Origin of the sequence: Clostridium sp. MCC344 (assembly GCF_018785365.1) — a bacterium.
Lineage (GTDB): Bacteria > Bacillota > Clostridia > Lachnospirales > Lachnospiraceae > Pilosibacter.
In genome coordinates this window covers 1-7,939 of the sequence record NZ_WQPQ01000043.1, presented here as the reverse complement: position 1 = coordinate 7,939, position 7,939 = coordinate 1, and the positions used below count along the sequence as shown (strand labels likewise).

The 7,939-nt window shown below is 51.9% G+C and carries 7 protein-coding genes and 1 pseudogene; all 8 read right to left on the bottom strand.

The genetic code is table 11. The features are described 5' to 3' along the window. A partial coding sequence (locus GPK90_RS11800) for a DNA topoisomerase (protein ID WP_215703078.1) occupies positions 1-1,493 on the bottom strand: 1,493 nt, incomplete at its 3' end. 161 nt (positions 1,494-1,654) lie between these two features. Next, positions 1,655-2,407: a DUF4366 domain-containing protein gene (locus tag GPK90_RS11795; RefSeq protein ID WP_118043073.1), complete on the bottom strand. Its 753-nt coding sequence runs from the start codon at positions 2,405-2,407 to the stop codon at positions 1,655-1,657. Next, positions 2,397-2,648, bottom strand: a complete 252-nt coding sequence (locus GPK90_RS11790; RefSeq protein ID WP_118043074.1) for a DUF4315 family protein — start codon at positions 2,646-2,648, stop codon at positions 2,397-2,399. The genes GPK90_RS11795 and GPK90_RS11790 overlap by 11 nt, the downstream gene beginning before the upstream one ends. Positions 2,649-2,677: 29 nt before the next feature. After that, positions 2,678-4,387, bottom strand: a complete 1,710-nt coding sequence (locus tag GPK90_RS11785; RefSeq protein WP_118043075.1) for a C40 family peptidase — start codon at positions 4,385-4,387, stop codon at positions 2,678-2,680. After that, the gene (locus GPK90_RS11780; RefSeq protein ID WP_118020644.1) at positions 4,380-4,754 is read right to left on the bottom strand and encodes a DUF3851 family protein; all 375 of its coding nucleotides are present in this window, start codon (positions 4,752-4,754) and stop codon (positions 4,380-4,382) included. The genes GPK90_RS11785 and GPK90_RS11780 overlap by 8 nt, the downstream gene beginning before the upstream one ends. 2 nt (positions 4,755-4,756) lie before the next feature. Then, positions 4,757-7,156, bottom strand: a complete 2,400-nt coding sequence (locus GPK90_RS11775; protein ID WP_118043076.1) for a VirB4-like conjugal transfer ATPase, CD1110 family — start codon at positions 7,154-7,156, stop codon at positions 4,757-4,759. Further along, positions 7,113-7,568, bottom strand: a complete 456-nt coding sequence (locus tag GPK90_RS11770) for a PrgI family protein (RefSeq protein ID WP_118020466.1) — start codon at positions 7,566-7,568, stop codon at positions 7,113-7,115. The genes GPK90_RS11775 and GPK90_RS11770 overlap by 44 nt, the downstream gene beginning before the upstream one ends. A gap of 20 nt (positions 7,569-7,588) precedes the next feature. Further along, positions 7,589-7,867 (bottom strand): annotated as a pseudogene (locus GPK90_RS11765) (VirB6/TrbL-like conjugal transfer protein, CD1112 family); the annotation flags it as partial. Positions 7,868-7,939 lie beyond the last annotated feature (72 nt).

Below are 7,939 nucleotides of genomic sequence, written 5' to 3'. Positions count from 1 at the left end.
TTTCGTTCGGCATCCTCCGGCATATCCTCTTTTCCGGCAGTCTCCATCGCGGACAATAGGGTATCCTCTGTAAAGTGCTGGGGTGGACTGTTTTTGCCTTCTTTGACGATTGCAGCAGCAACCGCAAGGGTCTGTCCTTCAGTCAGCTCCGGCAGGGCTTTCTCTGCGCCCTCTTTTTTCGGCTCTGTATCCTTCCTTTTGGCACGGTAAGCGTCCTCCAGTGCTTTCCATCCGGGGTGCTTCACCGTTTTTCCTTTTGCGGTAAACTCCCCACCGGCACACGCTGCAATCACAACGGTTTCCGAATAGATATGGGGCTGGGCTACGGCGCACAGCAGACGCAGGGCCACCAGCTCCAGCACTGCCTTTTCTCCCGCAGGAAGGGCAGAAAGGTCTGCATCCTTGAGATTCCGGGTAGGGATTACTGCGTGGTGGTCAGTTACTTTCTTATCGTTGATGACCGTCTGCGGATCACAGGTAATGGCGATCCCTTTGCGAAACGGCATAGCGTTGGCAACCAGATTGACCAGCACCGGCAGGCTGTCTGCCATATCACCGGTCAGATAGCGGCTGTCAGTACGGGGATAGGTGCAGAGCTTCTTTTCATACAGGCTTTGCAGATAGTCCAGTGTCTGCTGGGCTGTAAATCCAAGCAGGCGGTTGGCATCCCTTTGCAGAGTAGTCAGGTCATAGAGGGCAGGCGGCTTTTCGGACTTTTCCTTGCACTCCACCTTTTTGATTGTGACATTGGCGCCCTGACAGGCTTCTTTCAGCTGCTCGGCAGCGGCCTTATCCGCCATGCGCTCCCCGGATACGGTAAGACCGGGCAGCTCCAGCGCCACGGTATAAAAGGGAACCGGCTTAAAGGTGTCGATCTCAGCTTCTCGCTGGACAATGAGTGCCAGCGTTGGAGACATAACGCGCCCGATGTTGAGTGTGCGGTGATACAGCACGGAAAAAAGCCTTGTGGCATTGATCCCCACCAGCCAGTCGGCCTTGGCACGGCAGAGGGCAGCATCCCGAAGTCCGTCATAGTCCGCACCGGGGCGCAGGTTTGCAAAGCCCTCCCTTATGGCGGAGTCCTCCATCGAAGAAATCCAGAGCCTTTTCATCGGCTTTTGACAGCCTGCCAGCTCATAGACGCTGCGGAAAATCAGCTCGCCCTCGCGTCCGGCATCGCAAGCGTTTACCACCTCCGTCACCTCCGGGGCATTCATCAGCTTTTTGAGAATATCAAACTGCGTTTTCTTATCCTTTCCCACTACCATCTGCCAATGCTCCGGTAGGATAGGCAGGTCATCATATCGCCACTTGGCGTACTTGGGGTCATAGCTGTCTGCGTCCGCGAGACCGGCCAGATGGCCCACGCACCAGCTAACACGCCAGCCGTTACCCTCCAGATACCCGTCCTTATGGGCAGTTGCGCCGATCACCGCAGCCAGACTTTGAGCAACCGATGGTTTTTCGGCAATTACCAATTTATACTGAGCCATGATGGTTCCTCCTCTCATTAAATCATTGGGGTGTTTTACAGCAAAATATATCTATAATGAAGTTCTTTAACTCTGATACCAGTGGTGAGAGAGTAGTAGAAGTACATCAAATAGAGAAGAAGGACGGAAACTTTTTCCGTCCTTCTGTTTGCACATGATTGTTACTTTTCAGTTTCCTCAGTTTCGTCAGCCTCAATATCTTCAACATCAGTATCAAGGAATTCTTCATCCTCGGTTTCCCATTCTTCGGAATCTTCCTCGCCATAATCATAATCGTCCAGACTGTCATTGCCCTTGGTCTTAGGCTTATTCTTAACGAGCTTCAAGTAGGCAAATACGCCACCGCCGCCCAGCAGAGCCAGCAGAAGGATCAAGGCAGCCGGGTTCAGTCCGGCAGGTTTCTCTTTTTCCGGCTCCGGTATTTCTGCCGGAGGTTCCGGTGCTTTTCCCGTACATTTACTCTTATCAGTTACACAGACCGGGCAGGCCGTATTAACTGCCCCTGCTTCACATTTCTTCGTGCAGCTGCACACAGCTGGCGGCTCCTCTTTGGCATTTCCATCTTCCATCAGTGCCATCAGGTCCGCTTCATCCACCTGGTTCAGAAAGTGAACAGCAGTCTTTTTATCCTCGTTGGCCCTGTCGATCAGGATATAAAAATAGTTGCCTGCCTTGGTGGTAATGGTAATGAGCTGCTTGTTGCCACCAAAATCATCCACCAGAGCGGCGTTGCCATCCGGGGTCAGCGGAGGTGCTTTTTCCGTTTCTTCCACCACCACATTGCTGTCATTGGTGGTATCCTCTGCCGGGGGCAGCGCTGCGCCCTGGGCAAAAGCGGGAACGGTAAAGCCCGATGCCAGAACCAGCGTCAGGCAAAGGGCGGAAAGTGTTCGGAGCAATCCTTTATTCCTCATAGCTGTTTTCCTCCTGTTCGTTGTTGTCATCAGCAAAACTGCCGGGAACTGTGCCTCCGGACAGCATGGCGCTCAGCTGAGCCGGGGTCATACGCAGTGCGCGCACCATCTGGACGATCTCCAGATTTTCTGCCTCGGTTTTCTGTACCTCCAGCGCCTTGAGCTTTTCCTGATACTCTGCGATCTTCTCGCGGACCTTTGTAATCTCCTGGTCAATGCGTTCAATTTTGTTCTTTGCCATCGTCTATCACTCCTTCTAAAAAATCTCTGTTACCAGTTCATCAGGCCGTAGCCCTTGATACTCTGATAATTCAGGTCATAACTTTTGATCTTGCAGGCATCGCCGGAATTTCCCTCCACGGTATAAACACGGCTGCCATCGGTTCCGACAACAATTCCCACATGGTCTGCGGAACCATCCAGATCCCAATCGAAGAAAATGGCATCACCGGGAGCGATGTTTTCATATCCTCGTGCGCCCCACTGTCCATGAGACTGGAACCACGGAACACCCTGAGACTGGCAACCAGCAAAGCGTGGTTCCGTTCGACCGGATTGACCATAGCACCATGATACAAAGCAGGCACACCATTCCACGCGAGAGTTGAAGCCGTACCAGCTCCAATAAGGTTGTCCTCCCACATTGCCCACCTGACTTTTCGCCAGTTCCACCAGTTGCGAATTTCCGGGGCGGGTGCCGTTGATAAATTCAACACCAGTCAAATCTTCAGAAACACCTGTATCGGGAGAACCGCCACCAAACAACAGTGGCTTATTGCCCATAGTCTGTCGGTAGACCTGGTACATCTCCATCTGCTCCGGAGTCAGTAGTTCTGGCGCAAGAGAGGCAATGGAACGGCTTGTTAAAGTTACATGGAGAATACGATATTCATATTCATGCTCATCCCCATCTTCGTCAGTGTAAGTGCGAATCTGAATTTCTTCTCTCAGCGTAAGCTGATACTGTGTATCAAACACACGATCCAGCTCTGCCTGTGCGCTGTGGCGTGTATAGCCCTGCAAGACAGCAGAGAGAAATGCCGCAAGCTCATGGGGGTCATGACCAATCATATCCAGGTTATACCGATACTCGTCATATCCTGAGTGGCTGCTTTCGATGTTGTCGATTTTCTCCTGCAACTGGGCTTCTCTGGCTGCATAATCTGCCTCCACCGCCAGCATTTCCGGGTCATCCGATGGATAGGTGGTGCCGGAAATTACAGAACCAATACTCTGTGCCATCATAGAGCAGGAGGACATGGTATTCATCAGCATACAGATGAGGAGGAACAGCACACCGGCAACCAGAAAACCTTTCTTGTGGTGCATGACGAATGACCCTGCCTGTTGTGCCTTTTCTTTTACCGTCCTTGCGGCCTTTCCTGTTTTGGACGCAGCCTGGGCGGTATTTCCGGCAGTCTGACCGGCGCACTTGGCGGCGGCATACTGCTTTTTGATACTCTGTTTTTGCTGCCAGCGGGAGAGAGGGTTGCTGGTAAACTGAGGATTTTCCCGTAGGGACTTCTGATACAGGGCATTCACATTGGCCTTCTCCAGCTTCTGCTCGGCCTGGGCTGCCTTGCGGTAGGGCTTCAACTTGTGGCTGCGATAGCCCTCCCGCACCAGATAAGCGCCGGTCTCCACCGCCTCCTCGGACTTGTGGGCGCTTTCCACGCCCACATTGTCCTGCTCATTTTCACGGATCTCTTTATGGAACTTGCCCGCGACCAGATGGACGGGAGCTTCTTTAACCCCTTGAGAAAGTTTGGAGGGTGGTTTTTTCTTGTCCTCGAAGGTCAGCTTCGAGGTCTTTTTTCCGGTATCCGGGTCAATGACCATCTGCCTGACCTTTTTCTTCGGGATATTCTCCTGCGCCTTATCTGCTCTGGCCGCAGCTTTCTCCGCCTTGCGGATTGGCTTTTCCAGCACTGGGTCAGACCGTTCCTCATCGGTAAAGCGCAGGCGCGGCTCTTTATTCAAACCAATCACCCATTAGGATAGCATCCATCATGTGGTGCAGCTCCACATAGAGGGCCAAACCTTCCGGATCATATAGCGGATGCACGGTGAGATACGCATGGACTTGCGCCAGAATCCCAGAGAGCATTGTGATAGGTCTGCACCCTACAATGGTTGCTGCACCAGGGGCACACATCATATTCGCCCAAATCGAAAAGAGACGGGCAAGACCAATTTCGCCATCCTCATTCAAGGTTTTGAGTTCTTTGTCAGCGGTACGACACTCAACAACAGCGGAGGCCATTACCGGAAGCAACATGAATTCGTGAGCCTCCAATGCCTCGCGAAAAAAAATCATGGTATCAAGTTCGCAAATATTCTGTTTCATAGTTATTCATCCTCCTTTTTCAGTTCCTGGGGTTTGGTGGTCATAATGCGGTAAAGCTCAGTATTCTTCGGGAAATGGTCAACGAAGGGCAGGATGGTGGAGCCATAGAACAGCAGGCCCTCGCCCTCACCGGAGTGGGTCACATAGCTAAGCTGATGCGTGGAAATGCCCAGCTGCTTAGCAAGGATCTGACGGTCTCCGCCTGCCTGGTTGAGCATATACACAAAGTCCGAGTTTTCAAAGATGTTCTCCACCTCACGGCTGGAAAGCAGGTCTTTGACATTCTGCGTGATACCGGTGGGGATGCCACCCCATTTTCTGAATCGCTTCCAGATTTCCACCGTATAGGCGGCGGTCTGCTCCTCCTTCAAAAGCAGGTGCATCTCGTCGATGTAATAGCGAGTGGACTTGTGAGCGGCACGGTTGATGGTAACGCGGTTCCACACCTGATCCTGTACCACAAGCATACCGATCTTTTTCAGCTGCTTGCCCAGTTCCTTGATGTCATAGCAGACAATGCGGTTATTGATGTCCACATTGCTCTGGTGGTTGAACACATTGAGGGAGCCGGTTACATAGATTTCAAGGGCCGTGGCGATATACTGGGCTTCCTTTTCTTCCTGTGAACGGAGCAGGTTATATAGGTCCTCCAGTATGGGCATATTCTCCGGGCGCGGGTCATTGAGATAGGTCTGATAGACCAAACGCACACAACGGTCGATGATGGTTTTCTGCACCGGCTGCAATCCGTCCTTACCGCCCACGATCAGCTCACACAAGCTGAGGATAAAATCAGACTTGAGGGACAGCGGGCTTTCATCATCCGAGTAGTCCAAATTCAGGTCCATCGGGTTGATGTAGTTGGTTGAAGTAGGCGAGATCTTGATGACCTGCCCATGCAGACGCTCAACAAGAGGTGCGTACTCCGCTTCCGGGTCACAGATGATGACATCATCATTGGTAAGCAAAAAGCAGTTGGCAATTTCTCGTTTTGCGCTGAAAGACTTACCGGAACCCGGCGTACCCAAAATCAAGCCATTGGGGTTTTTCAGCAGCTTTCTGTCCACCATGATGAGGTTGTTGGACAGGGCGTTGATGCCGTAGTACAGAGCTTCTTTGCCGTTCTGGAATAATTCCTGTGTGGTGAACGGTACAAAGATAGCCGTAGAACTGGTGGTCAGCCCTCGCTGGATCTCGATCTGATTGAGTCCCAGAGGCAGACAGCTCATCAGCCCTTCTTCCTGCTGGAAGTCCAGTCTGGTAAGCTGGCAGTTATACTTCTGGGCAATAGAGCCTGCCTGGAAGATGTTGTTGCCAAGCTGACGGGGATTGTCCGCCGTGTTCAGCACCAAAAAGGAGACCAGGAACATTCGCTCGTTTCGGCTCTGCAAATCCTGCAACAGCTTTTTCGCTTCACTGCCGTAGGTAGCAAGGTCAGAGGGAATGATGTCCATGTCGTATCCGGCACGGACTGCTTTTTTCTGTTCCTCGATCTTACTGCGGTCCAGGTCGGTAATCTTACGCTTTACCGTCTTAATGGCTTTCACCTGATCCACCGACTGAATGTGCATACTCACAATGAGCGAGCTTTCCATATCCAGAAAATCAGCCAGCAGACGGTCATTCAGCTCCGGTGCAAGGATCTGCAAAAAAGAAACAGCCCCGTATTTCTTGCCCATACGGAACTGCTTGCCGGTGCGGAACTCAAAGGAACTTGGTGCGATGAAGTCCTTGGTAGATAGGCCGGAAGGAGCCAGCCAGTCCCATTCAAACTGAAACGGGAGCTGTTCATCCATGTGGAATACCGCATGAAGCTGGGAAAGCCTTTCCTTACCGTCCAGTGTTCTGGCGGCTACGCCAAGACGCTTGAAGTTATTGAGTATATCGGTCTCAATACGCTCCAGACGGGGCTTGGCGGCTTTGATGCTGTCAGCGTCGATACCAAAGGTCAGGTATTTGGTCTTGATGAGACCGTTGTTGCCTCTGGCCAGCTGATTTTGCAGCATCGTGGTGTATTCCTCACGGATACTGTCAAAGGCATCCCCCTGGGGTGGGATGGAAATGGAGTTTGCAAAGGTCTCCTCTGATGCCGCAAGGTTCAAAAAAGACAGCTGGAAGTGAATCGAGCTGTCGAAATAATTGAGGAAATCACACCAGCCCTCAAAGATCGCGGTCTTATCTTCATTTTGGGAGAGCTGATAGTTGATGTCCTGAAACTGAATGGTCTTTGTGTAGTGGCTGTCCGATACACGGCAGATCCCGTCCGGCCACATCCGTTCATAGGGGATACTGTCCTGTGCCGATTTTCCTTTTTTGTCCGTGCGGTTGGCGCGGGCAATGGCCGCTTCGATCTGCTTCTTATCGGCGCGGGACAGCTTTTTCTTTGTCTTTACCGGCTGCACGGTCTTTTCTTCCGGTTTTCCCAGCAGACGGCGCAGCCAGCTTTTCATTGCGGTGAACAATGTCATACACCTCCTTATCGAGCATTTCCTGCCGCTTTAATACGGCATAAAAGTTATTGGTCTGGTAGGGACGCTGCTTGGGACGGATCACAGCCACTTTGAGAATGTTGCCCACGATCTTTTCCAGGGGCTGTCCATGCTTTTCGTACATAGCCAGCATAAAGAAGGGCAGCATAACCAGCATCATACACATAGCCGCTACACTGTTTCCGGTAGGTTTTCTGAGCAAAAAGAAAAGCGGTACGCCAATAAGCGCTCCGCCCGTGAAGCAGATAAGCTGCCGCTTGGTCAGATTGAACATGACCTTTGTTTTGACTTTTGTTAAGTCCTTGGGTACGGGTACATAAGCCAATGTGGAAACCTCCTTCCGTTTTAGTGTGCCTGAAAGACTGATTTTGCGAGACTGCCGGTTTTGAACAGCGTAAAGCACAGCAGTACGGTGTAGCCCACGCAGCTCCAGATTGCCATGATGATGTCATCTTCCAGAGCGATGTTCTGCACCAGCACAGCATAAATTGCCACGCAGACGATGATGAGAAACGCCTGAAAGCCCAGCGCCAGCAGGGAGCGGAGGTAGTTCTGTCCCATCCCGCCCCATTCCTTGCCCATCATGGCAGCCATCGGAAGCGGCGCAACGGATGTGACAAGTAGGGTAAGAACCCGGCGCCTTACCATATCACTATGGCAGGTTTCCGAGAACTCCCCTCCGAACCGGACTTACAC

What these genes read in the sequence shown, in the direction of transcription:
- GPK90_RS11795 (WP_118043073.1), bottom strand. Translation starts at nt 2,407, where the DNA reads ATGAGGAATAAAGGATTGCTCCGAACACTTTCCGCCCTTTGCCTGACG.
- GPK90_RS11790 (WP_118043074.1), bottom strand. Translation starts at nt 2,648, where the DNA reads ATGGCAAAGAACAAAATTGAACGCATTGACCAGGAGATTACAAAGGTC.
- GPK90_RS11780 (WP_118020644.1), bottom strand. Translation starts at nt 4,754, where the DNA reads ATGAAACAGAATATTTGCGAACTTGATACCATGATTTTTTTTCGCGAG.